The following is a 418-nucleotide window of genomic DNA, read 5'->3' as shown; positions in this document are numbered from 1 at the left end:
AGCGGTAAATGGTATCGTAAGGTATTACCAACTAACTGGATTAGGGATTATTGGCGATAACTCAACCTTCGATAGTTAAGCCTTAGATAGTTAATGGATAATTGAGCATCGGATAATTAAACTTAAAAGAAATTTCACATAAGCTTGCGGTATTAGGAATAATAAAAAATGGCAAACCGGTATCGTAAGTTTATTTTATTATTTAAAAGTGAAAAACGCCTTGGGGCGAATCAAATTATTGACCACTATGCAGGGCAAAATATTGAGGCGATGAAAAGTCGTATGATTGATAGTGATGCTTGTTCTATCATTGATACGATTATTCAAGCCCACCCTCATTTATTAGATGATACCCAAGTGGATGAACCGATAAACCCGCTTGTGGACTATGAGCCACAGCGTATTCGCAATTTATACA

At 36.1% G+C, this 418-nt stretch carries 1 protein-coding gene; it reads left to right on the top strand.

The window, feature by feature from the left end; all coding sequences use genetic code 11:
* Positions 1-168 precede the first annotated feature (168 nt).
* The coding region (locus tag M3175_RS25690; protein WP_251524627.1) for a hypothetical protein at positions 169-418 on the top strand (250 nt) is incomplete at its 3' end.

The sequence above is a fragment of the Robertmurraya korlensis genome (assembly GCF_023715225.1).
Classification (GTDB): Bacteria; Bacillota; Bacilli; order Bacillales; family Cytobacillaceae; genus Robertmurraya_A.
Note: the sequence above shows the minus strand (reverse complement) of the source record. Positions and strands in the feature narration are given on the sequence as shown.